Annotated in this window: 27 protein-coding genes and 3 tRNA genes; 19 read left to right on the top strand and 11 right to left on the bottom strand. The window is 72.8% G+C overall.

Annotation, left to right across the window (positions count from 1 at the left end):
* Positions 1 to 248 precede the first annotated feature (248 nt).
* Positions 249 to 1,700, top strand: a complete 1,452-nt coding sequence (locus ACGFIM_RS36390) for an LVIVD repeat-containing protein (protein WP_393210754.1) — start codon at positions 249 to 251, stop codon at positions 1,698 to 1,700.
* Positions 1,701 to 1,706: 6 nt separating this feature from the next.
* Here ACGFIM_RS36390 and ACGFIM_RS36385 read toward each other — a convergent pair whose 3' ends face one another.
* The 4 genes from ACGFIM_RS36385 to ACGFIM_RS36370 form a co-directional block, all read right to left on the bottom strand.
* Entirely contained in the window at positions 1,707 to 2,219 is a 513-nt protein-coding gene (locus tag ACGFIM_RS36385) for a hypothetical protein (protein ID WP_393210388.1), read from the bottom strand.
* Between the two features lie 207 nt (positions 2,220 to 2,426).
* Positions 2,427 to 3,257, bottom strand: a complete 831-nt coding sequence (locus ACGFIM_RS36380) for an aminotransferase class IV (RefSeq protein WP_393210386.1) — start codon at positions 3,255 to 3,257, stop codon at positions 2,427 to 2,429.
* Positions 3,254 to 4,267: a chorismate-binding protein gene (locus ACGFIM_RS36375; protein ID WP_393210383.1), complete on the bottom strand. Its 1,014-nt coding sequence runs from the start codon at positions 4,265 to 4,267 to the stop codon at positions 3,254 to 3,256. Before ACGFIM_RS36375 ends, ACGFIM_RS36380 begins: the two co-directional genes overlap by 4 nt.
* Complete coding sequence (locus ACGFIM_RS36370) at positions 4,234 to 5,151, bottom strand: LysR family transcriptional regulator (protein ID WP_393210380.1); 918 nt, start codon at positions 5,149 to 5,151, stop codon at positions 4,234 to 4,236. The genes ACGFIM_RS36375 and ACGFIM_RS36370 overlap by 34 nt, the downstream gene beginning before the upstream one ends.
* A gap of 58 nt (positions 5,152 to 5,209) precedes the next feature.
* Between ACGFIM_RS36370 and ACGFIM_RS36365 the strand changes: the two genes are divergently transcribed.
* Positions 5,210 to 6,475, top strand: a complete 1,266-nt coding sequence (locus tag ACGFIM_RS36365) for a Rid family hydrolase (protein ID WP_393210377.1) — start codon at positions 5,210 to 5,212, stop codon at positions 6,473 to 6,475.
* Between the two features lie 62 nt (positions 6,476 to 6,537).
* Here ACGFIM_RS36365 and hutH read toward each other — a convergent pair whose 3' ends face one another.
* The 3 genes from hutH to ACGFIM_RS36350 are packed head-to-tail and all read right to left on the bottom strand — an operon-like array spanning position 6,538 to position 9,408.
* Positions 6,538 to 8,088, bottom strand: a complete 1,551-nt coding sequence (gene hutH / locus ACGFIM_RS36360; RefSeq protein WP_393210374.1) for a histidine ammonia-lyase — start codon at positions 8,086 to 8,088, stop codon at positions 6,538 to 6,540.
* Positions 8,089 to 8,104: 16 nt separating this feature from the next.
* Positions 8,105 to 8,812 (bottom strand): ArsR/SmtB family transcription factor, encoded by a 708-nt coding sequence (locus ACGFIM_RS36355; RefSeq protein ID WP_393210371.1) that lies wholly within the window; start codon positions 8,810 to 8,812, stop codon positions 8,105 to 8,107.
* A gap of 44 nt (positions 8,813 to 8,856) precedes the next feature.
* Complete coding sequence (locus ACGFIM_RS36350; protein WP_393210368.1) at positions 8,857 to 9,408, bottom strand: hemerythrin domain-containing protein; 552 nt, start codon at positions 9,406 to 9,408, stop codon at positions 8,857 to 8,859.
* A gap of 668 nt (positions 9,409 to 10,076) precedes the next feature.
* On the opposite strand from ACGFIM_RS36350, the gene ACGFIM_RS36345 reads away from it, so the two are divergent.
* From ACGFIM_RS36345 to ACGFIM_RS36280, 14 genes are all read left to right on the top strand, one after another.
* Positions 10,077 to 10,148, top strand: a tRNA-Gly gene (locus ACGFIM_RS36345).
* A 15-nt stretch (positions 10,149 to 10,163) separates the two neighbouring features.
* Positions 10,164 to 10,234: transfer RNA gene (locus ACGFIM_RS36340), tRNA-Cys, on the top strand.
* Positions 10,235 to 10,243: 9 nt separating this feature from the next.
* Positions 10,244 to 10,315: transfer RNA gene (locus ACGFIM_RS36335), tRNA-Val, on the top strand.
* A 259-nt stretch (positions 10,316 to 10,574) separates the two neighbouring features.
* The gene (locus tag ACGFIM_RS36330; RefSeq protein ID WP_393210365.1) at positions 10,575 to 11,303 is read left to right on the top strand and encodes an IclR family transcriptional regulator; all 729 of its coding nucleotides are present in this window, start codon (positions 10,575 to 10,577) and stop codon (positions 11,301 to 11,303) included.
* Between the two features lie 27 nt (positions 11,304 to 11,330).
* Positions 11,331 to 11,981, top strand: a complete 651-nt coding sequence (locus ACGFIM_RS36325; protein WP_393210362.1) for an NAD(P)H-binding protein — start codon at positions 11,331 to 11,333, stop codon at positions 11,979 to 11,981.
* Positions 11,982 to 12,128: 147 nt separating this feature from the next.
* Entirely contained in the window at positions 12,129 to 13,223 is a 1,095-nt protein-coding gene (locus ACGFIM_RS36320) for an LLM class flavin-dependent oxidoreductase (RefSeq protein WP_393210359.1), read from the top strand.
* Between the two features lie 33 nt (positions 13,224 to 13,256).
* Positions 13,257 to 13,925: an FMN reductase gene (locus tag ACGFIM_RS36315; protein ID WP_393210356.1), complete on the top strand. Its 669-nt coding sequence runs from the start codon at positions 13,257 to 13,259 to the stop codon at positions 13,923 to 13,925.
* Entirely contained in the window at positions 13,915 to 14,316 is a 402-nt protein-coding gene (locus tag ACGFIM_RS36310) for a chitosanase (protein WP_393210751.1), read from the top strand. The genes ACGFIM_RS36315 and ACGFIM_RS36310 overlap by 11 nt, the downstream gene beginning before the upstream one ends.
* Positions 14,317 to 14,332: 16 nt before the next feature.
* Positions 14,333 to 14,542, top strand: coding sequence for a hypothetical protein (locus ACGFIM_RS36305; protein ID WP_393210354.1), 210 nt, complete (start codon positions 14,333 to 14,335; stop codon positions 14,540 to 14,542).
* A 109-nt stretch (positions 14,543 to 14,651) separates the two neighbouring features.
* Positions 14,652 to 15,176 carry a hypothetical protein gene (locus ACGFIM_RS36300; protein WP_393210351.1) on the top strand — a complete coding sequence of 175 codons (525 nt, stop codon included), beginning with the start codon at positions 14,652 to 14,654 and terminating at the stop codon, positions 15,174 to 15,176.
* Between the two features lie 210 nt (positions 15,177 to 15,386).
* On the top strand, positions 15,387 to 15,992 hold the full coding sequence (locus ACGFIM_RS36295) for a cyclodeaminase/cyclohydrolase family protein (RefSeq protein ID WP_393210348.1): 606 nt from the start codon (positions 15,387 to 15,389) through the stop codon (positions 15,990 to 15,992).
* Between the two features lie 37 nt (positions 15,993 to 16,029).
* Complete coding sequence (locus ACGFIM_RS36290; RefSeq protein ID WP_393210346.1) at positions 16,030 to 16,857, top strand: bifunctional 5,10-methylenetetrahydrofolate dehydrogenase/5,10-methenyltetrahydrofolate cyclohydrolase; 828 nt, start codon at positions 16,030 to 16,032, stop codon at positions 16,855 to 16,857.
* A gap of 28 nt (positions 16,858 to 16,885) precedes the next feature.
* Complete coding sequence (locus ACGFIM_RS36285; protein WP_393210344.1) at positions 16,886 to 17,077, top strand: hypothetical protein; 192 nt, start codon at positions 16,886 to 16,888, stop codon at positions 17,075 to 17,077.
* Positions 17,078 to 17,124: 47 nt separating this feature from the next.
* Positions 17,125 to 17,841, top strand: a complete 717-nt coding sequence (locus tag ACGFIM_RS36280) for a type 1 glutamine amidotransferase (protein WP_393210340.1) — start codon at positions 17,125 to 17,127, stop codon at positions 17,839 to 17,841.
* 103 nt (positions 17,842 to 17,944) lie between these two features.
* Here ACGFIM_RS36280 and ACGFIM_RS36275 read toward each other — a convergent pair whose 3' ends face one another.
* Positions 17,945 to 18,220, bottom strand: a complete 276-nt coding sequence (locus ACGFIM_RS36275) for a hypothetical protein (protein WP_393210337.1) — start codon at positions 18,218 to 18,220, stop codon at positions 17,945 to 17,947.
* A 46-nt stretch (positions 18,221 to 18,266) separates the two neighbouring features.
* Between ACGFIM_RS36275 and nfi the strand changes: the two genes are divergently transcribed.
* On the top strand, positions 18,267 to 18,923 hold the full coding sequence (gene nfi, locus ACGFIM_RS36270; protein WP_393210334.1) for a deoxyribonuclease V: 657 nt from the start codon (positions 18,267 to 18,269) through the stop codon (positions 18,921 to 18,923).
* Positions 18,924 to 19,022: 99 nt separating this feature from the next.
* Here nfi and ACGFIM_RS36265 read toward each other — a convergent pair whose 3' ends face one another.
* The gene (locus ACGFIM_RS36265; RefSeq protein WP_393210331.1) at positions 19,023 to 19,394 is read right to left on the bottom strand and encodes a hypothetical protein; all 372 of its coding nucleotides are present in this window, start codon (positions 19,392 to 19,394) and stop codon (positions 19,023 to 19,025) included.
* A 115-nt stretch (positions 19,395 to 19,509) separates the two neighbouring features.
* Positions 19,510 to 20,175 carry an NADPH-dependent F420 reductase gene (locus ACGFIM_RS36260; RefSeq protein WP_393210328.1) on the bottom strand — a complete coding sequence of 222 codons (666 nt, stop codon included), beginning with the start codon at positions 20,173 to 20,175 and terminating at the stop codon, positions 19,510 to 19,512.
* A gap of 115 nt (positions 20,176 to 20,290) precedes the next feature.
* Here ACGFIM_RS36260 and ACGFIM_RS36255 point away from each other — a divergent pair, with 115 nt between their 5' ends.
* Positions 20,291 to 20,650, top strand: coding sequence for a winged helix-turn-helix transcriptional regulator (locus ACGFIM_RS36255; RefSeq protein WP_393210325.1), 360 nt, complete (start codon positions 20,291 to 20,293; stop codon positions 20,648 to 20,650).
* A gap of 53 nt (positions 20,651 to 20,703) precedes the next feature.
* Here the strand turns inward: ACGFIM_RS36255 and ACGFIM_RS36250 are convergent, their stop codons facing one another.
* On the bottom strand, positions 20,704 to 21,507 hold the full coding sequence (locus ACGFIM_RS36250) for a Cof-type HAD-IIB family hydrolase (protein WP_393210322.1): 804 nt from the start codon (positions 21,505 to 21,507) through the stop codon (positions 20,704 to 20,706).
* A 63-nt stretch (positions 21,508 to 21,570) separates the two neighbouring features.
* On the opposite strand from ACGFIM_RS36250, the gene ACGFIM_RS36245 reads away from it, so the two are divergent.
* Entirely contained in the window at positions 21,571 to 21,954 is a 384-nt protein-coding gene (locus ACGFIM_RS36245) for a hypothetical protein (protein ID WP_393210319.1), read from the top strand.
* Positions 21,955 to 21,959: the final 5 nt, after the last annotated feature.

The following is a 21,959-nucleotide window of genomic DNA, read 5'->3' as shown; positions in this document are numbered from 1 at the left end:
GAGACGGCCCCGCCGGAGCGGCCGGTGATTGCAAGCAGCCTGCAAGGGCGAATGTCACCATAAGCGTGACGATTACCGTACGCGTCCCCGAACCTGCTGACATAGCTTCCATAGTGAGCTACGAGACAAAGGGGATGCGCGTTGATCTTCGCCGAATCGCGCGAGACCAAGGTGCGCTTGATCAAGGGGGTAAGGCCGAAGTGCGTGACGCCACACACCGTGACGCCACAGCGGAGAAGGCCGAGGCCATGACGGGGGCCACGCAAGGAGCGCACAGGTCCGCACCCGGCGGCGCGCCCCGCAGGCGGGCGCTGCGGCGCGGCGCTCTGCGGGCCACGCTGCTCGGCGCCGTCCTGGTTCTGGTCGCCGCCTGCGGCGCGGCGCCCGCCGAGGAGCGGGGCACCTCCGAGCCCGCCTCGCCGGGCACGCAGCAGGGCGACCCGTCCAGGACGCAGCGGCAAAGCGGGAACGGCACGCAGACGAGCCCCAATGTCCGGCATGTCGCCAACATCCCGCGGACGGCCCCGCTCAACGGCGACGAGGACTTCAACACCGACCTGGCCTTCCAGGGCGACTACGCGTACGTGGGCAACTTCGGCGGCTTCTCGATCGTCGACATCAGCCGGCCCGAGCAGCCCCGGGTGGTCAGCCAGGTCTCCTGCCCGGCCCAGCAGAACGACGTGACGATCCACGGCGACCTGCTGGTGCTCTCGATCGACGAGCCGCGCAGCGGCCCCGAGTGCGACGCCGCCGACAGCCCCCGCGCCTGGGAGGGCCTGCGGCTCTTCGACGTCAGCGACAAGACGAGCCCGCGCTACATCGGCGCCGTCCAGACCGAGTGCGGCTCGCACACCCACACGATGGTCCCCGCGGGCGAGAAGCTCTACGTGTACGTCTCCTCCCCCGGCCCCGAGCCGGACTCGCCGACCTGCCCGGCCCCGCACGAGCTGCTGCAGATCGTGGAGATCCCGCTGGACGCGCCGGAGACGGCCAGGGTGGTGGCCAAGCCGGACCTGTTCCCCGACCGGGCGAACAGCGACTACGACTCCGGCTGCCACGACATCACCGCCTACCCGGAGAAGAACATGGCGGCGGCCGCCTGCTTCGGCGACGGCGTGCTGCTCGACATCAGCGACCCGGTGAATCCGCGGGTGACACAGCGGCTCACCGACACCGAGAACTTCCAGATCTGGCACTCGGCGACGTTCAACAACGACGGGACGAAGGTCGTCTTCAGCGACGAGCTGGGCGGCGGCAGCCAGGCCACCTGCGACCGCAACACCCCGCCGACCAAGGGCGCGAACGCGGTGTACGACCTGGTGAACGGCCGGCTCGAACGGCGCGGCTACTTCAAGATCGCCCGCGAGCAGCAGCCGAACGAGAACTGCGTCGCGCACAACGGCTCGCTCATCCCGGTGCCCGGCAAGGACATCATGGTGCAGTCGTGGTACCAGGGCGGCGTGTCGATCTGGGACTTCACCGACTCGTCCGCCCCGAAGGAGATCGGCTTCTTCGACCGCGGCCCCTACCCGGGTGACGGCATCGCGGGCTCCTGGTCGGCGTACTACTACAACGGCTACATCTACTCCAGCGACATCAGGGCGGGCCTGGACGTGCTGAAGATCGACGACCCGCTCACCGACCCGGCCGAGAAGGTCCACATGGACGACTTCAACGTCCAGACGCAGAAGTCGTACTGAGCCGGTCTAGGGCGGCCAGCAGGGCGAGGAGCGCTTGGCGGCGCGGGCGATGGCGGCGCCGTCCAGCGTGACGGCCGTGGGCTCGATGCGGGCCCACGGCCACTCCAGGGTGAGCAGCAGCTCCTCCGCGGGCGGCACGGGGTGCAGCCACAGCGGCATGTGGTAGAGCGTGTGAGCGGCGTCGCCGCGTACGCCGCCGGGGAACCAGGACAGGTTCGGCGGCGCGCAGTCGCGGTCGTGGTCGGAGTGCACCTCGACGCCGCCCGGGTAGCGCAGCACGATGTGCATCGACGTGCTCCCCTCGCCGGAGAACGCCGAATCGAGCTGGAGCGCGAGCCCTGGAGGCGCGGCGGCGTTGCGGGCCACGACGTCGAGGTGCAGCAGGCAGCCGACGTCGTAGACCTGGATCATCGGTAGCAGCACGGCGAGCGCGGGCGTGCGGGCGAGCACCCGCTCGACGGTGACGATCGCGCCCATTTTCGCAATCGGCGGCACGCAGGCGCCGCCATCCCCACTCATAGCGAACCCTCATTCGCTTCGGGCGTCATCTGCAACGAAATCGTAACGCCGGGCGAGCGCGCCGCCGAGCAGCCATACGAAAACAGTGCGTATTCGGAAATGTCCGAGAGGCCGAGGGCGCAGCGGCCGGGCCCGCGTCGCGAAGGGCCGGGCCGATGTGCGGACCGGCCTTCCGGCCCGCAGGATCGTGGTGGCGGGGCCGTCAGGTCACGGGTCGAGGTCGGCGGCCGAGCGCTCGGCGAAGATCCGCATCGCCTTGGTGGTGATCGGGCCGGGGGCGACCGGCAGATCGGTGTCGTCCACGAGCCTGATCGGCTGCACGTCGCGCGTGGTGGAGGTGAGGAACGCCTCGTCGGCCTCGTACAGGGCCTTAAGGGGGACGTCGGCCTCCTCGGCGCCGCACCATTCGAGCACCAGCGCGCGCGTGACGCCGGCCAGGCAGCCGGAGGCGAGCGTGGGGGTGATGAGGCGGCCGTCGCGGACGATGAACACGTTGGAGCCGGTGCCCTCGCACAGGTTCCCCGCGAGGTTGCCGAAGATCGCCTCGCCGCCGCCGCGCTGCTTGGCGTAGGCGAGGGCCTTGGCGTTGTCGCCGTACGAGGTGCTCTTGACGCCGGCCAGTGCGCCGCGCTCGTTGCGCGGCCAGGGGACGACGGTGACGTTGGCGGTGGCGGGGAACGGCTTCTGCTCGTCCACGATGACGACGGTGGTGGTGCCCTGGTCGCCGCGGTCGGAGCCGAGGGGGCCGGGGCCGCTGGTGTAGGTGACGCGGATACGGCCGAGCTCCCAGGCGGGCGCGGCCTCCAGCAGCTTGCCGATGCCGTCGGCGATGGCCTCGACGTCGGGCTCCGGCAGGTCCATGCGCTGGGCGGAGAGCGTGAGCCGATCGAGGTGGCGGGTGAGCGCGAACGACTTGCCGTTGACGATCTTGATGGTCTCGAAGACGCCGTCGCCGACCATGAGGCCGTGGTCGAACACCGAGACGGTGGCCTGAGCGGGGTCGATCAGCTCCCCGTTGACCCAGACAGGGACGTTCATGCAGATTCCTCCTGTGATGCCAGCGCGATCAGCCTGGCTGCCTTGAGCTCGGTCTCGAGCCATTCGCGCCCGGGGTCGCTGCCCCAGGTGATGCCCGCTCCCGTGCCGAACCGGATCTCGCCGGACGAGATCCAGAATGTTCTGATGCCGACGGCCAGCGCCGCCCTGCCGCGGTCGGCGTCGACCCAGCCCACGGCCCCACAGTACGGGCCTCGCGGCGCTGGTTCGAGCTGATTGATGATGCGCACGGCGGACGACTTGGGCGCGCCCGTGACGGATCCGGGCGGGAACGTCGCCTCGAACAGCTCGGGCCAGCCCGCTCCGGCCTGGAGCCGGGCGCGCACGGTGGAGACGAGGTGGACCAGACCCGGGTGCTCCTCGACCGCGCACAGCGCGGGCACCTCGACCGAGCCGACCTCGGCGACCCTGCCGAGGTCGTTGCGGACGAGGTCGACGATCATGACGTTCTCCGCGTAGTCCTTGTCGAGCAGGTCGCCGGCGGTGACGCCGGTGCCCTTGATCGGGCGGGACTCGACCACGTCGCCGTCGCGCGACAGGTACAGCTCGGGCGAGGCGGTGACGACGCTCAGGCCGGGCAGGCTGATCACGCCCGCGTACGGGGCCGGGTTGCCCGCGGCGAGCCTGGCCGCCAGGGCGAGCGGGTCGGCGTCGTGCGCGATGGGCGCGCTCAGCACGCGGCAGAGGTTGGCCTGGTAGACCTCGCCCTGCGCGATGAGTTCGCGGATGGTCTGGACGCCCCGCTCGTAGGCGGCGCGGTCGAGCGAGCTGCGCCACTCGCCGGGGCGTGGACCGTGCCAGGGCCTGGTGGGAGCGGGCAGGGGCGCGGGGCGTACGTGGTCGAAGCGGGCGCACGTCACCTTGCCCTCGTAGTCGACGACAACGGCCCACCAGCCCTCGCCGTCGAGTGCGGCGAGGTCGGAGGTCACGTCGCGCAGCCCGGTGGCGAGGACGTGCCCTAAGTGGGCGTAGTCGCGGTGCACATCTCCCATTCTCCCAGCATGTCCACCAGTTCCAGCGCGGCGGGCAGTGGCGTATCGGGCAGGGCCGCGTAGACCCGGCGTGCGGGCTCGGTACCCCTGAGCGGTTTCAGGACCAGCCCGGACGGTACGGCCTCCGCCGCCAGCTCCGGCACCAGCGTCACGCCGAGCCCGGCGAGGACGAACCCGAACTTGCCCGTCCATTCGGCCACCCGCAGCCCGCCGCGCGGCGTGAACCCGGCCGCCGCGCAGGCTCTGAGCAGCAGCGTCGGCTGGCCGCGCGGGGCGGCCTCGATCCAGGTCTCCTCTGCGAGGTCGCGCAGGTCCACGTCCGGCTCCGCGGCCAGGCGGTGCCCGGCGGGCAGGGCCACGAGCAGCCGGTCCTCGAGCAGCGGCACGACACGCGTCGCCTCGGCGGGCAGCCCCGCCGGGTAGTCGCTGATGACGGCCACGTCGAGCGCTCCGGCGTGCAGCCGTTCGACCAGCGGCCGGCTGAGCCCTTCGACGAGGCGCAGCTCGACGCCGGGCCGCCGCTCGGCGAAGCGCTTGAGCGCGCGCGGCACGAGCGCGACGTTGGCCGTGGCGAACGAGCCGACCCGCAGCTGGCCGCCCTCCCCCCGGTGGATGGCGGCCAGTTCCTCCCCCGCGCGGGCGAGCCGGTCGAGCACGGCGACGGCGTGCCGGTGCAGGGCCGCACCCGCGGGGGTCAGGCGGACGCCGCGCGGCAGGCGTTCGAACAGCGGCCCGCCCGCGGCGCGTTCCAGGGCGGCGATGCGCCGCGAGAGCGCCGACTGGGTGTAGCCGAGCAGCTCGGCGGCGGCGGTGATGGAGCCGCTGCGCACCACCTCGTCGAACAGCCGCAGCGTGCCGGTGTCAAAGGCATGCACGGGATGCATGGCATCCATGCAATCAAGTTGTTTGTGGAATACCAAGCCGTGGGCTTCACTCGCGGATGTGATTGCTTTCCTCGGACAGGGACGCATGGGCGTCCCCATGGCCCGGCGGCTGATGGAGGCCGGGCACAAGGTGACGACGTGGCGGCGCGCGGACGGTGTCCCGGTGGCCGCCGCGGTGGAACAGGCTGAGCTGGTGATCACCATGCTCAGCGACGCGGCCGCGGTGCGCGAGGTGCTGACGGCGGCGCTGCCGGGACTGCGGCCGGGCGCGACGGTGGTGGAGATGTCCACGATCGGGCCCGAGGCGGTGCGCGAGCTGCGCGAGCTGCTGCCGCCGGCAGTGGGCCTGGTGGACGCGCCGGTGCTGGGCAGCGTGGGCCCGGCGGCCGAAGGGACGCTGACGGTGCTGGCCGGCGGCGACGTGTCGGGCTGCCGCGAGGTGCTGTCGGTGTTCGGGCAGGTGCGCGAGCTGGGCCCGCTCGGGTCGGGGGCGGCCATGAAGCTCGCCGTCATGAGCGCGCTCGTGCCCGCCCAGGTGCTGCTCGCCGAGACGTTCGCGTACGCGGGGGCGCACGGCGTCGATCGGGACGCCCTGGCGGACGTGCTGGCGGCGACCCCGCTGGGCGCGCTGGCCGAGCGGCTGCGCACCCCGGCGCAGGAGACCCGGTACGCGCTCGCGCACGCGGCCAAGGATTTGGGCCTCGCCGCCTGGCCCGAGGCCACGCTGGCCACGGCCGCCCGCGCCCGGCTGCAGGAGGCGCAGGCGGCCGGGCTCGGCGGCCACGACCTGACGGCCATCGCGACCCATCTCGCCGGACCCGCAGGCGGGGCGGCGGCCGGACCGGCGGGAGCTCCGGCGGCCGGACCGGCGGAGGCTCCGGCGAGCGGACCAGCGGGGGCTCCGGCGGGCGGTCACGCCGCCGGCCCGGCCAGGCGCCGGACGGTGCCGATCAACCCGCCGACGGTCCCGCGCACGAACGGCGCCTACTCCCACGCCGTCCGCGTCGGCGACATGCTCTACGTCTCCGGCCAGGCCGCCTTCGACGAGCGCGGCCAGGTGGTCGGCGAGACCATGGCGGAGCAGGCCGAGCACGTCTTCCAGGTCATCACGCGGATCCTGGCCGACCAGGGCGCGCGGTGGGAGGACGTGGCGTTCATCCGCTCGTACCTGACGGACCTGTCGGACCTGCCCGCCTACCGCGACGTGCGCAGCCGCTACATCACCGGCACTCCCCCGGCCAGCACCACCGTGGAGGTGTCGAAGCTGTTCCTGCCGGGGCTGCGCCTTGAGGTGGACCTGATCGTGGCCCTGCCGCACCGATAGGCCCACCGGCAGCCCCACGGCAGCCCCGCCGACGGCCCCGCCGGGAGCCTCGCCGAGAGGAGTCAGTCCAGCGGGCCGGTGACCGACTCGGCGGCGGCGACCACGCCGCCCTCGGCGACCAGCCGGACCGCGGCCTCGATCTCGGGGGCGAGGAACCGGTCGGGGCCGGGCGCGGGGACGGTCTCGCGCAGCGCCCGCACCACGGCGGCGGTGGCGGGGGCGGGCTCCAGCGGGGCGCGCAGGTCGATCGCGCGGGCGGCGGTCAGCACCTCGACGGCGAGCACGCGGGTGAGGCCGTCCACGGCCTTGCGCAGCTTGCGCGCCGCCGACCAGCCCATGGAGACGTGGTCCTCCTGCATGGCCGAGCTGGGGATGGAGTCGACGCTGGCGGGCACGGCCAGCCGCTTGAGCTCGGAGACGATGGCGGCCTGGGTGTACTGGGCGATCATGTGCCCGGAGTCGACACCGGGGTCGTCGGCGAGGAACGCGGGCAGGCCGTGGTTGCGCGCCACGTCCAGGAACCGGTCGGTACGCCGCTCCGACATCGAGGCCAGGTCGGCGGCCACGATCGCGAGGAAGTCCAGCACGTACGCAAGCGGCGCGCCGTGGAAGTTGCCGTTGGACTCGACCCGGCCGTCGGCCAGCACGGCCGGGTTGTCCACGGCGGCGGCCAGCTCCCGCTGGGCGACGGTGGCGGCGTGCGCGATCGTGTCGCGGGCCGCGCCGGCCACCTGCGGGGCGCAGCGCAGCGAGTACGCGTCCTGTACCCGGGTGCAGGCGGCCGGGTCGCGGTGGCTGGCCATGATGCCGGAGTCGCGCAGCACCTTCACCATGTTGGCCGCCGAGAGCGCCTGGCCGGGGTGCGGGCGCAGCGCCTGCAGCTCGGGCGCGAAGACGCGGTCGGTGCCGAGCAAAGCCTCCACGCTCATCGCGGCGCTGACGTCGGCGGTCTTGACCAGGCGGGTGAGGTCGTCGATGGCGAGGATGAGCATGCCGAGCATGCCGTCCGTGCCGTTGATCAGCGCCAGGCCCTCCTTGGCGGCCAGCTCGACCGGCTCGATCCTGGCCTGCTTGAGCGCCTCGGCGGCGGGCTGTACGGCGCCGGAGGCGTCCCTGACGACGCCCTCGCCCATGAGGGTGAGCGCCACGTGGGCCAGCGGGGCGAGGTCGCCGGAGCAGCCGAGGCTGCCGTACTCGTGCACGATCGGCGTGATGCCGGAGCTGATGAGCGCGGCCAGCGTCTTGGCGGTGGCCGGCCTGATGCCGGTATGGCCGGTGGCGAGGGTGTGCAGGCGCAGCAGCATGAGGGCGCGCACCACCTCGGTCTCCACCTCGGGGCCGCTGCCGGCGGCGTGGGAGCGTACGAGGGAGCGCTGGAGCTGGGCGCGCAGCGCCGGGTCGATGTGCCGGGTGGCGAGGGCGCCGAACCCGGTGGAGATGCCGTAGTGGGGGACGGGGCTCTCCGCCAGCTCGTCCACCCGCTGGCGGGCGGCGGCGATGGCGGCGACGGCGTCGTCGCTGAGGCGGACGTGGGCGCCGTGGCGGGCCACCTTGATGACGTCGTCGAAGGTCAGCGGTTCTGGGCCGACGGTCACGACTTCGTTGTCGCGCATGGTGCGTCTCTCTCGATTAGGTAACCGGCGTACCCGATGTTAGCTCCTTACTTCCAAGGAGTTCCGCGAGCCCCTCCCGTCCCGCGTCGGTCACGATCACGGCCCTCGGGACGGCGCCTCTGCGCAGCCAGCCGCGCTCGAACAGCGCCTCGGTGATCGCCGCGCCGAGCGCGCCGCCCAGGTGGGCCCTGCGCTCGGTCCAGTCGAGGCATTCGGGCGCGAACAGCCGCCGCGACCTGCGCGCGCGGTCCACGTCCACGCCGAGCCCGGCGAGCAGCGACTCCCCTGAGCCGGTCAGGCCGGAGCCGTCGAGGTGGCCGCCGCGCTTGAGCCCGTCGAGCAGGCTCACCCCGGCGCGGCCCGCGAGGTGGTCATAGCAGGTGCGGGCCTCCTCCAGCAGCCTGGCCTGGCGCGACTGGCGCAGCGAGCGCACCGGCGGACGAGTGCCGATCCTGGCCAGCGCTTCGAGCACCTCGGCGATCTCGTGACCGGCCAGGCGGTAGTAGCGGTGGCGGCCCTGGCGTACGACGTCGACGAGACCGCCGTCGAGCAGCCTGGCCAGGTGTGCGCTCGCGGTGGCGGGGCTGACCCCGGCCATCCTGGCCAGCTCGCCCGCCGCCAGCGCGCGCCCGCCGAGCAGCGCGGTCAGGATCGCGGCCCGCGCGGGCTCGGCGATGAGCGCGGCGACGGGTGCGATGTCGGCGTCCGCGGCGATGTACTCCATGCCTGCGACGCTAGTACGCCCACATTTCGTCCGGTATCGAAGGGTCAGCGCCTGCCCAGCGCCTTGCGGATCATGTCGCGGGCCCGGTCCATGATCGCCATCGGCGTGCCGAGCAGTATGTTCTTCGTCATCGACTCGGCGCCGGGATGCGGGCGGGTGGGCGCCATCGACTCGGCCGCGCGCACCGCCGCCGCCATCGTGCGCCGCTCCGCCACCGACGTCTTGGCGCGCAGCCTGGTGAACTCGTAACGCTCCTCGCTGCGCGCGTGCGCCGTCACGGCGGTGCGCAGCTCCGCCAGACCCTCCCAGAACCCCGGGTCGTCCACGCCCGCCTTGTGCAGGTCGAGCAGCAGCCGCTTGGCCCTGTTCTCCTCGGCCAGCCGGTCGGCCACCACGCCCTGGCCGTTGTCGAGCTTCCTGCGCGCGTACGGGTGGACGATCTCCTCCTCGGCGGTCTCGTGCACCGACAGCAGGCGCGTCAGCCGCTCGAACGCCTCCCCGATCTTGTCGGGGGGCGCCTGCTCCACCTCGTCGAACAGATCCCTGATCCGCCCGTGCTGGGCCATCAGAAGGTCGATGACATCGTGTTCAGCCACGCGTTCAGCCACGTCGAGCGGCCTACCCCGCCCCTGCCCCGGCACGCGCCGCCTTACCGAACGCGGGCGTTTCGCGCACCGAACGCGGAGGTTGCCGGGCACCGGCGCGGGTACGCGCTGCGGCATGGCCGTCGACCCGCTCCAGGAGCGGGGTATCCCGCTGGACGAGCAGCTGCGCGACCGGCGGGAGCCGAACGTCACGCCGGTCGCCCCCGGACGCCGCGGATCCGTACATCCGCTTAGCGCTTCGACGGGCGCGACCCCGAGCAGGTGCTCGCGCCCGAGCTGCCGCCGCCGGTGACGTTCGAGCCGCACGTCGAGTCGAGCGTCGGGTCCAACGTCGAATCGAACAAGGCCTACATCCGCGACCTGCTCACGACCCAGGTGGACGTCACCACCCTGGGCACCGGGTACGTACGCGAGGCGCACGAGCGGTTCACCCGGATGCAGCAGGCCGCCATGGACGGCGAGGAGCCTCCGTCGGAGCGGGTCATCGCCGGCGACCGGGCCGTCTCCGGGCGGGAGTACCGGCTGGAGACGGAGGGCCCGCACCCGGTCGGCGTGCGGCTCACGCCCTGGCCGCGACCTGCCCGCGGGCTTTCAGTTTGGGGACTCGGCCGGAATTCGCTAGAGTTCTCTTCGTCACCCGGCAGCAACCGGGGCGACACGCGGAAGTGGCTCAGGGGTAGAGCATCACCTTGCCAAGGTGAGGGTCGCGGGTTCGAATCCCGTCTTCCGCTCGGAGCTTCCGGCTCGGTGGCGTGGCCGAGAGGCGAGGCAGCGGCCTGCAAAGCCGTCCACACGGGTTCAAATCCCGTCGCCACCTCGCACCGAAGGACGATTAGCTCAGCGGGAGAGCGCTTCCCTGACACGGAAGAGGTCACTGGTTCAATCCCAGTATCGTCCACTCTTCGGCCCCGGCCCTCACCGGCCGGGGCTTTTTCTTGTGCGCTGCGCGGCTCATCAGGCCGCGGATGAGCGGTCGAAGGCGCGGCCTGCCCGGATACCGGCGGGCTTCCCCGGACGGTGCGGGAGCGGTGTCGTCGCGCGGTCACCAGAGCCGGGCGCCCTCCCCCGCCGCGGTAGGTCCGGCATGGCCTCTTCGCCGGACGGGTGTGCCGCCCGGGGTAGGCGTCCGTTTTTCAGATAGCGCACATGCTTGAGGGATGACCGAAGCACCCAGCGATCTGATCCGCAGCGTCTCCCGTGCCCTTCGCGTCCTGGAGGAGGTCTCGCGCGCCGACCGGCCGCTGTCCGTCAAGGTCATCGCACGCCGGTGCGGGCTGAACCTGTCGACCTCCTATCACCTCGTCCGCACCCTGTGCTACGAGGGTTACCTCCACCGCTGCCCCGACGGCGACTACCTGCCGGGCTCCAAGATCGCCGAGCGGTTCCACGAGATGATCGGCGCCTTCGATCGCCCGCCCCGCGCCTCGGTGGTGCTGCGCCACCTTGCGGCCGTGACGGGGCACACGGCGTACCTGGCGCAGCTGGTGGGCGGGCGGCTGGTCGTGCTCGACGTGGCCGAGGGGCCGCGCTCGCCGTGGCTTGAGGACTTACAGGCGGGACTGGAGGCCGCCCCGCATGCCACCGCGCTCGGCAAGGCGCTGCTGCTCGCGCTGCCGCCGCGGGTGCGGCGCGACATCCTGACCGGGTACGGCCTGCCGCGCTTCACCTCCTCCACCCCCGCCAGCGTCGAGGAGGTCGAGGCGGAGCTGGCCGGCTTACGCCCCGGCCAGGTGGTGGAGGAGCACGGGCAGTTCAGGGACGAGGTGGCCTGCGCGGGCGCGGTGGTGCCCGGCACGTCGTGGGCCGTGGGCATCTCGGCCCACGGGCTGAGCGTCCCCGTGCGCGCCCGAGCCCGCCTCGCCGAGGCCGCCTGCGACCTCGCGTGATCGCCCGGCTGAGGGTAGGACTGCGGCATGAGGGTGATCCTGTTCGGGGCGACCGGCATGATCGGGCAGGGCGTGCTCAGGGAGTGCCTGGCCGACGCGCGGGTCACCGCCGTACTCGCGGTCGGCCGCCGCCTCACGGGCCTCTCGCACCCGAAGCTGCGCGAGATCCGGCACGCCGACCTCGCCGACCTCGGCCCGATCGAGGACGAGCTGCGCGGCCACGACGCCTGCTTCTACTGCCTGGGGGTCTCCTCGACCGGCATGCGCGAGCCCGAATACCGCAGCATCACCTACGACTTCGCGCTGTCGGCCGGGCGGACGCTGGCCCGGCTCAACCCGGGATCGACCTTCGTGTACGTCTCGGGCGCGGGCACCGACGCCGGCGCGCGGGCCATGTGGGCCAGGGTGAAGGGCGAGACCGAGAACGCACTGCTGGAGCTGCCGCTGGAGGCGTACATGTTCCGGCCCGGCTACATCCAGCCGCTGCACGGCGTGACCTCGCAGACGCCGCTGTACCGGGTGGCGTACATGGTGACCAGGCCGCTCTGGCCGCTGCTGCGGCGGCTGTTCGCCGAGCAGGTGACCACGACGGAGCGCATCGGGCAGGCGATGATCGCGGTGGCCGAGCACGGCGCGCCCAAGCGGATCCTCGGCCCCGCCGACATCAACGCCCTCTGACCCGTCGCTTCACCCGGCCGTCAACGCCCTCTGACCGGCCCTCTTTCGCATGGGTCGTTTACGGAGGGATGCCCGATGATGGAATATCGCGACGTGCTCCGGCGCTAGGGTAGCCGTCAAATATTCAACTATCACGGATGGTGACCAGTGCAGTTCGGCATCTTCAGCGTGGGTGACGTGACCACCGATCCCACCACCGGCAGGACCCCGACGGAGCACGAGCGCATCAAGGCAATGGTCGCCATCGCTCTCAAGGCCGAAGAGGTCGGCCTCGACGTGTTCGCGACCGGCGAGCACCACAACCCGCCCTTCGTCCCGTCCTCCCCCACCACCCTGCTCGGGTACATCGCGGCCAGGACCGAGCGCCTGCTGCTGTCCACCGCGACCACGTTGATCACCACCAACGACCCCGTGAAGATCGCCGAAGACTACGCGATGCTGCAGCACCTCGCCGACGGGCGGGTGGACCTCATGCTGGGCCGCGGCAACACCGGACCGGTCTACCCGTGGTTCGGCCAGGACATCCGCCAGGGCATCCCGCTCGCGGTGGAGAACTACGCGCTGCTGCACCGGCTCTGGCGCGAGGACGTGGTCGACTGGGAGGGCCGCTTCCGCACGCCGCTGCAGGGCTTCACCAGCACCCCGCGCCCGCTCGACGGCGTGCCGCCGTTCGTCTGGCACGGCTCCATCCGCAGCCCCGAGATCGCCGAGCAGGCCGCCTACTACGGCGACGGCTTCTTCGCCAACAACATCTTCTGGCCGAAGGAGCACTTCATGCGCCTGATCAACCTCTACCGGCAGCGCTACGCCCACTACGGCCACGGCACGCCGGAGCAGGCCATCGTGGGGCTCGGCGGCCAGGTGTTCATGCGCAAGAACTCCCAGGACGCCGTACGCGAGTTCCGCCCGTACTTCGACGTCGCCCCCGTGTACGGCCACGGGCCCTCGCTGGAGGAGTTCATGGCCGAGACCCCGCTCACCGTGGGCAGCCCGCAGCAGGTCATCGACAGGACGCTGGAGTTCAGGGAGTACTTCGGCGACTACCAGCGCCAGCTCTTCCTCATGGACCACGCGGGGCTGCCGCTGAAGACCGTGCTGGAGCAGCTCGACATCCTCGGCGAGGAGGTCGTGCCGGTGCTGCGCAAGGAGTTCGCCAAGGACCGCCCTGCCGGCGTGCCCGACGCCCCCACGCACGCCTCGCTGGTGGCGGCGAAGAACGCCTCGGCCGCCGTCGGCGCCTGACCCCCGATCTCTCCGGAAGGGAGACGACCCCTCATGAAGCTTGCCGTCGTCACGGCGGGACTCACCCAGCCCTCCTCCACCCGCCTGCTCGGCGACCGCCTGGCCGAGGCGGTGGCGCGGCGGGCCGGCGTCGATGAGGCCCCCGACGTCCGCAACGTGGAGCTGCGCGACCTGGCCGTGGACATCGCCAACGCGTTCGTCACCGGCTTCCCCGGCGCCCGCCTGCGGGCCGCTCTGGAGGCCGTGACGGAGGCGGACGCGCTCGTCGCGGTCACCCCGATCTTCAGCGGCTCCTACAGCGGGCTGTTCAAGAGCTTCTTCGACGTGATGGACAACACCGCGCTCACCGGCAAGCCGGTGCTCATCGCGGCCACCGGCGGCACCGCCAGGCACTCGCTGGCGCTCGATCACGCGCTGCGGCCGCTGTTGGCGTACCTGCGGGCCGTGGTGGTGCCGACCGCCGTGTACGCGGCCCCCGAGGACTGGGGCGGCGGCAAGGACGACTTCACCGACGGGCTGAGCGAGCGCATCGAGCGCGCCGCCGGGGAGCTGGCCGCGCTGCTGGCCGGCCGCGTGCCGAGCCGGCCCGGCGGCCGGGACGAACCCGGGGAGCCCGAGGAGGTCGTGCCGTTCGAGGAGCAGCTCGCCGCGCTGCGCCCGGACGGCCGGGGCTCGGCGGCGGGGAACGGACATCGCGAGTAGGGTCCGCCGGGAAGATCCCCGACGCTACGGACCCGCCTGTGCCACCGTACGCCTGGCCGAGAAGGACGGCCTGCGCGCGCTCGGCCAGTTCGTCTCCTACGACGCCATGGTCATGCACGGCCCCGGCGACGACCGGCTGAGCTTCGGCGGCATCAAAAAGCGCGCACTGGCCAAGGCCAGGCCGCCGGCGCGGGGCGGCGACGAGACGCGCTACCTGAACGCCTTCCTCTTCCTCGACGCCCGCAAGGCCGCCATGAAGGCCGAGGAGGCCCACGAGGACACCTCCAGGATCGACACCATGCAGCGCGTCTTCCTCAGGCGGCGCAACCTCGATCTGACGCCGCCGCTCACCTGGAAGTTGTACGGCGACCGCTACACGATCACGAAGTGAGCCGAGCCCGACCTCCGTGGTGGCTTCTGACGTCGGGTTCACCTCGAAGAGCTGGCCGGTGTTCGACCGCACGATCAGCAGCGAGCGGCGGCGGGGGCTGCGCACGACGCCGTCGCCGTACTCGACGGCCCCGCTGAGCGGGATCCTCACCGCCTCCTCCGGCGGCCTGCCGCCCCTGCCGAGGTTCGGCTTGTACCGGACGGGGTCGCTGGAGCCGGTGAAGTAAGCGTGACCGCCGGCGATGCCCGGCGCCGGAGGAGTTCGCGCGACTTGGGTCCTGCGGCCGGCGAGCCTGGCGAGTAGGTTGGGACGGAGCCAACCAAACGGGGTAGATCATGACAAACGGTGCCCGTCACGCCCTGGGAGTGCTCGCCGGGCTGCTCCTGCCGCCGCTGCTCGCCGCCGGCCTCTGGTACGGCGTGGCCGAGCTGTCCCTCACCGCCCAGGCGCAATACCGCATCTCCTGGATCGGGGTCGCGGCGCTGGCCGCCTCGGGAGTCCTTCTCGCCGTCCTGCTCGGCTCGCGCCTTTCGCCCGTGGCCTCGCTGCTCGGCGGGCTCGCCTTCACCGGGACCGGCGTGCTGCCGTTCGTCGAGATCACCACAGGCCTGCGGTTGCTGCCCGACGGGCTGCTGCCGGGATACCTGCGGACCGGCTTCACGACCTTGAGCTTCACGGGACTGCAGTTCCTGATCGGCGTGGCGCTGCTGGCCGCCTCCGCGTTCCCGTCGCGCTGGCGGGGCCGGCCGCGGGAGGTGGAGGCGTACGACGGGCAGTGGCGGTCCACGCCGTCGCCGTACCTGCCGCCGTCGTCCACCGGACTGCCGGACGACGCCACGCGGCCGATGTACCGCGAGTGAGACGCGCCCTGTCCGATCGGGCCCTGTCTGAATCATTCCCTGTCTGATCAGGCCCTGTCTGATCAGGCCCTGTCTGATCAGGCCCTGTCTGATCAGGCCCTGTCTGATCAGGCCCTGTCTGATCAGGCCCTGTCTGAACGAACGCGACCTGCACGAACGCGGCCTGAACGAGCCCTGTCCGATCGGGCCGGGCCTGATTGAATGGCCGTCATGCGCGACATGACGATCGACGGCTTCCTCACCGAACTGGCCGGCCGGGTCCCCGCGCCCGGCGGCGGCGCCACGGCGGCCCTGCACGCCGCCCAGGCCGCCGCGCTGCTCGGCATGGTGGCCCGCTACACCACGGGTGAGAAGTACGCCGGCCACGCCGGCACCGTCGCCGCCGTGATCGCCGAGACCGACACGCTGCGGGCGCGGGCGCTGAAGCTGGCCGAGGAGGACATCGCCGCCTTCACCGCCGTCACCGACGCCTACCTGCTGCCCAAGGGCGAGGAGCGCAGCGCCACGATCGCCAGGGCGCTGGCCGGCGCGGCCGAGCCGCCCGCCCAGGTCGTCGAGACCGCCGCGCGCGTGGTCGAGCTGTGCGAGGTGCTGCTGCCGATCTGCAACCGCAACGTGCTCAGCGACGTGGCCGCGGCATCCGATGCCGCCCGCGCCGCGCTCACCACGGGCCGGGTCAACGTCGAGATCAACCTCGGCGGCATCAAAGACGAGCGAGTACGCGAGAAGCTGAACATCCGCCTGTCCGGTGTCGACTCCGCCGTCGCCAAGGCAGACTGGGTGACCGCCGAGGTACGCGAGCAGATCAAGCCGTGACGGCAGCGGCGCGCGACAGCAAGGGGCGAGACGACCGTTGAAGACGCTGACCGGCAAGGACCTGGCGGCCGCCATCAGAGCCCAGGCGCAGGCCGAGGCCGCCGCGGGTCCGCAGCCACGGCTGGCCGTGGTGGTGGCGACCGCCGACGAGGCCGGCCTGTGGTACGTCCGCTCCATCGCCAAGGCGGCCGCCGCCGTCGGCATCGCCTGCGACATCGTCGACCTCGGCCCCGAGGCGGCCCCCGACCAGATCGGCGAGACGCTGGCCAGGCTCTCCGCCGCCACCGACGTCCACGGCGTCATGCTGCAGACCCCGCTGCCCGCCGGCGCCTCGGCGCAGGAGCCGGCCGCCGCCATCGACCCGCGCAAAGACGTCGACGGCGCCAACCCGCTCTCGCTCGGCCGGCTCGCCGCCGGGCTGCCCGCGTTCCCGCCCGCCACGGCCGCCGCCGTGATGGCGCTGCTCGACCACTACGAGGTGCCGCTCGAGGGGCGCCGCGCCGTCGTGGTCGGCCGCTCGACCGTGGTCGGCAAGCCGGTCGCACACCTGCTGCTCGACCGGCACGCCACGGTCACCGTCGCCCACTCGCGCACCCGCGACCTCGCCGCCGTCACCACGCAGGCCGACGTGCTGATCGCCGCCGCCGGCCGGGCCGGGCTGATCGGCCGCGACCACGTCGCCCCGGGCGCGGTGGTGATCGACGTGGGCACCAACCCCACCGAGGACGGCGGGCTCACCGGCGACGTCGACGCCGCCGCGGTGGCCGATGTGGCGGGCGCGCTCACCCCGGTGCCGGGCGGCGTCGGGCCGGTGACCACCGCGCTGCTGCTGCGCCACACCGCGAGGGCGGCCGGCCTGCCGTGACCGCGCTCCTCCCTGGTCATGTCCGTCCGTGATCGTGGCTGATTCCGTGAACGTGCCCGTGCTTGATTCGCCCCTGACTGATTCGACCCTGCTTGATCCGGCCGTGCTCGATTCGACCCTGCTTGATCCGGCCGTGCTCGATTCGGCTCTGCTCGATGCGATCGTGCTCGATTCGGCTCTGCTCGATTCGAGTGTGCCCGTACGGCGGGGTCCGCGCTGACCCGTCCCCGCCACCGTGTTTCACCCCTTTGTGTTTGGAGGCCGGCGTTGCCTGACGTCCTCATCATCCAGAACAGCAGGAGCGGCGGCCCCGGCCGCCTGGGCGACTGGCTGGCCGAGTCAGGGCTGCGGCTCGACGTCGTGCCCGCCCACGAGGGCGCCGCGCTCCCCCAGCGGCTGGAGCACGACGCGCTGATCATGCTCGGCGGCGGCTACCTGCCCGGCGACGACCACCGCGCGCCCTGGCTGGCGGACGCCCGCCGGCTCATGGGGCAGGCGCTGGCCGACGAGGTGCCGCTGTTCGGCATCTGCCTGGGCGGGCAGATGCTGGCCGAGGTCGCGGGCGGCGAGGTGACCGGCGACACCGGCCGGCCCGAGAACGGCAGCCTGCCCGTCACCATCCGGGCCGAGGCGGCCGAGGATCCGCTCTTTCACGGCCTGCCGCCCGTCGTGCCCGCCATCGAGCACCACAAGGACGCCGTCACCCGGCTGCCCGACGGCGCCGTCCACCTCGCCGAGACCGAGCGCTGCCCGTATCAGGCGTTCCGGGTGGGCGCGCGGGCGTGGGGCGTGCAGTTCCATCCGGAGGTGCTGCCTGAGCGCGTACGCCAGTGGCGGGCCGACGGGTTCGACCCCGAGGAGGTCTACGCACAGGCCGTGGCCGACGAGCCGGTGTCCACGCCGGTCTGGCGGCGGGTGGCGGGCCGCTTCGCCGCCCTGACCGCCGGCGCCGCCTCCTCCCCCGCCTCCGACGGCCGTGGGTGACCCTCTCAGGTGAGCGCGGCGGCGATGACGCTCGCCGTGGCCCGCCAGATGGGGCTCTTCGGGTCGATCATGTCGAAGTGGCCGCCGGGCGGCTCCAGGTACGTCACGTCGTCGCCCGCCGCCCTGGCCGCCGCGGCGTAGCGGCGGGAGAAGTCGACCAGGTCGAGATCGTCATCGGCGCCCTGGGCGACGAGCTGCGGGACGCCCAGGGGGACGTGCAGCAGCGGGGACGACGCGGCGTACCGGCCGGTGCGCCGCTCGCGTGGCGGGTGGCCGAGGGGTGCGGCGACCGCTCCGGCGCTGAGCCGGCGGCGAACTCGCGCTCGGCGATCTCGTCGAGCAGCCGCGCGTCGGCCACCACGACCAGGACCTCGTTCATGATCCCCGACCCTCCTGAGGGGCGGGCGACGGGATAGCTTAGGCGCGTGCGTGTGGAGCGGCTTCATCCGTGGCCGGCCGGCATCCCCGAGGCCGAGGCCATCCAGGACCGGCTGAGGTCCAGAGTCGAGCTGACCGGGCCGGACACGTTCGAGCTGGTCGCGGGGCTCGACGTGCACTACAGGGGCGACGGCGCGCTGACGGCCGCCGTTGTCGTGCTGGACGCCGCCACGCTGGAGCCGGTCGAGCAGGTGGTGGCGCACGGGGAGGCGGCGTTCCCGTACGTGCCGGGCCTGTTCGCCTTCCGCGAGCTGCCCGCGCTCGTGGACGCGCTGGAACGGCTCACGACGACGCCCGATCTGCTGGTCTGCGACGGGTACGGGCTCGCGCACCCGCGCGGCTTCGGCCTGGCCTGCCACCTGGGCGTGCTGACCGGGCTGCCGTCGCTCGGCGTGGGAAAGACGCCGTTCGTCGGCACGCACCAGCCGCCCGGGGAGGAGCGCGGCTCCTGGACGCCGATCGTGCACGAGGGGGCCGTGGTGGGGCGTGCCCTGCGCACGCAGCGGGGCGTCAAGCCGGTGTACGTCTCGCAGGGCCACCGCATCTCGCTGGACGTCGCCACCGAGCAGGTGCTCCACCTGGCCGCCCGCTACCGGCTGCCCGAGCCGATCCGCCGCGCCGACCATCTGGCCCGCCACCCCTGACCGGCCGCACCGGCCGCCGCCGGGCCGGCCCGGCGGCTCGGCGCACCCGTGCGGCCACCCGATCCTCGTGCGGTCCGGCTGCCGCGCCCCGGAAACGGGTCAGCGGCGCCAGGCCCAGACGACGAGCCAGACGCTGAGGCCGAACAGCGCCATCGCGAGCGGCACGTGCAGCGCCATCGCACCGGCGCCGCCCGCCGCCGACTGGACGAACCCGAGCAGCAGCACCGCCGCGCTCACCAGCGCCGGCCATCCGGCGCCCCGGCCCGGCCGCCACAGCAGCACGCCCGCGACGAGCAGCACCAGCCCCAGCAGGTGCACCGCGAACGACCCCAGGCCGTGCAGGCCTCCCGCTCCCCCGCTCATGAGCTGCCCGGCCGTCACCGCCTGCAGCAGCACGATGAGCGCGTTGAGCGCGGCGACGACCTTGAACGTGGTTGCGTACCCGCTCTTCTGTGCGACCTCGGTGACCACTCGACTTCTCCTTCTGACGGACAGCTGAACGAAGAACTTCAGCATCTCGGCAGGCGGCGGAGCGGGCATCCGCCGTACGTCGCGATCGCCTCTACACCACCGGATGTACGCGCGCTCAGCCCCGGCCGTGCGCGCCCGACGCGGCCAGCGGCGGGAGTATCGCCTGGGCGTCGGCGCCGCCGAACCACAGCCCGATCACGAACGCCGCCGTCGCCTCCAGCAGCGTCGCCCGGTCGAGGCCGCCGCCGTGCACGGGGGTGCAGCCGAGGTCGGCGACCAGCGTGCGGACGGCCGCCAGCGCCTCCTCGTCGTCGCCGCACAGGGGCACCGCCAGCGGCCGGCCGTCGAACACCGGCGGCGTCATCCGCCACACGTCCACGTGGCACAGGTTGAACGCCTTCACCACGTGCCCGCCGGTGACGTCGGCGATCAGCCTGGCGATCGGGCGGGCGGGGTCGTAGGCGTAGATGTCGGCGGCGTTGACGACGTCGATGAGCGGCTTGCCGCGCAGGGCCGTACCGGTGACTCTGAGCGTGTCCAGCAGGCCCGCCTCCCTGACCGCGACCATCACGACGTCGCCGAACGCGGCCGCCTCCTCGAACGACCCCGCCTCCACGGGCCCGGCAGCGGAAGCCTGGCCGGCGGCGGTGGTCATGGCGGCGGCTCGTCCGGCGGTGCGCGCGGCGTCGCGGCCGCTGATCATCACCGCGTGCCCGGCGCGGGCCCACTGCGTGCCCAGGGCGTCCGCCATGCCGCCCGCGCCCAGAATCCCGATCCTCATATGTCATGCCCTCCTGCTATAAGTCCCCGATGTGGGGCTTTACCGTTGAGGAGGACAGTAGGAAGCGCGTCACGCACCATTCGGTGCCTATCGACCTGTCTAGCGGAGGCTCCCGTTGTTCCTCGCCGACTGCCAGGCCAGGCTGGCCTTCGACCTGCTGGGCAACACCTGGAACGCGGTCGTGCTGTGGGCGCTGCGGCACGGCCCGCGCCGGCCGGGGCAGCTGCGCGAGGAGATCGGCGGCATCAGGACCAAGGTGCTGACCGAGACGCTGCGCCGCCTGGAGTACAACGGCCTGGTGACCCGCCACGCCTACGCCGAGGCCCCGCCCAGGGTCGAGTACGAGCTCACGCCGCTCGGCCGCTCCCTGCTCCCGCCGATCGAGGCGTTCGGCGCGTGGGCGTTCGACCACGCCGACGAGGTGCTGGCGGCACAGGAGCGGATGGATGCCATGCGTTCCCACGACGCGCCATAGACGCGGAGCAACCGATAGCGGCCCTCAGAACGCGGGCACGCGGGCGGCCGGTGTCACGCCAGCAGGGCCTCCAGGGCGGCGGCGACGCCGTCCTCGTCGTTGGAGAGCGTGCGGTGCGGCGCCGCCGCGAGCACGAGCGGGTGCGCGTTGGCCATCGCGTACCCCTTCCCCGCGTACATCAGCACGGCCAGGTCGTTGGGCATGTCGCCGAACGCCACGACCTCCTCCGCGCCGATCCCCCGCTCCCGGCAGACCCGGTCGAGCGTGGACGCCTTGTTCACCCCGGCGGCGCTGATCTCCAGCAGCCCCTCGGACCCCGAGTACGTGACCTCCGCCAGGTCCCCGACCGCGCCGGCGACGGCCTGGTACATCTCGTCCGCCGTGTGCGCGGCCGACATGGCGAGCAGCTTCACGATGGGCCGGCCGGTGTCGAAGACCGAGGCGACCTCGCGGTAGGCGGCGATGTCCTGCGCGACCCGGCGCGTGTAGGCGGCCTCGGCCAGCACGTTCGTGCCGGTCTCCACGGCCAGGCCGACGCCGGGCACCGCCCTGGCCAGCGCCTCGGCGACCTCCCGGGCCGCCTCGGGGGCGAGCGGGGTGCCGCCGACGACCTCATCGGCGGCCAGGTCGTACACGAGGGCGCCGTTGCTGCAGATGGCGATGCCGTTCACGCCCGCCTGCCCGGCGACCTCTCTGACGCCGCGCGGCGCCCGCGCGGTGACGAAGACGATCTCGGCGCCGGCGGCGCGGGCCGCCTGTAAGGCCTTCCTGGTACGCGGGCTGACGGTGCCGTCGGAGGCGAGCAGCGTGCCGTCGAGGTCGGTGGCCACGATGCGCGGAAAGGGGGCGGAAGTCACAAACGTGATTATCCACACCTAACCTTCTAGATCATCTCTATCCGGGCCTGTTAGGGTACGCGCGTGTCATCTGCCGCTCCCTCATCGCGGCCCTCCGCCGCACGCCCCGACGACCGGCTCGCCTCGGTGTTCCGGTTCGCCGTCGAGCTGCTGGCGTGGGTCGCCACGCCGTGGGCGCTCGCCGCGTCCTCGGTGCCGCTGGCCGTGCTCTCCGTGGTGGTGCTGATCGGGCTGCCCACGGTGTTCTCCACGCCGGGCGACAAGCGGCACGTGGTGGTCGCGGTGCCGGGATGGGTGACGATCGCGCTGGTCGTGCTGCACATCGTGGCGGCCGTGGCGGCCGCGTGGACGGTCTGGCACCCCGTGGTGGCCGGGGTGGTCACCGTGCTCGGCGTGGTGACGGCGGTGCTGGAGCTGCCCCGCTGGCGCTGGCTGCTGTCCCGCTGATCTCC

The sequence above is a fragment of the Nonomuraea sp. NPDC049309 genome (genome assembly GCF_043196965.1).
GTDB classification, from domain to species: Bacteria; Actinomycetota; Actinomycetes; order Streptosporangiales; family Streptosporangiaceae; genus Nonomuraea; species Nonomuraea fastidiosa.
This window is presented reverse-complemented; position numbering and strand designations above follow the sequence as displayed.